1 protein-coding gene is annotated in these 318 nt (G+C 49.7%); it reads right to left on the reverse strand.

Features of this window, described 5'->3' with window-relative positions:
• Positions 1-132 precede the first annotated feature (132 nt).
• Positions 133-318: hypothetical protein (locus R0J87_RS19210; RefSeq protein WP_498888237.1), on the reverse strand; the 186-nt coding region annotated here is incomplete at its 5' end.

The raw sequence follows: 318 nt of genomic DNA on the forward strand, positions 1-318 counted from the left end.
ATCCCACCTCAGCCCAAAATCAGGCCTATAGTATCACTCAGACAACATGACAATACGGACATCCAACCCATGCGCGGCGAAAGTCTTGAACGAGCCCAGATTGACGGATGCGGATGCACACGAGAACGTCTGCTAACCGAATGGATCGGCCGTCATGCCAACTCCAGTATCGTCTATCTCGTAAAAGATTCCGTAGTAACAATCCGATCCAACAATCCGGTCATTGCCAAAGACGGTTGATAAGGTCACTTCACACACCTTGTCTCCTGTGGATGCTCTGTAGAACCGCCTGATGTAGTCGTTCGGATAAACTTCCTC

Source organism: Halomonas sp. SIMBA_159 (assembly GCF_046536035.1).
GTDB lineage: Bacteria > Pseudomonadota > Gammaproteobacteria > Pseudomonadales > Halomonadaceae > Vreelandella > Vreelandella venusta_A.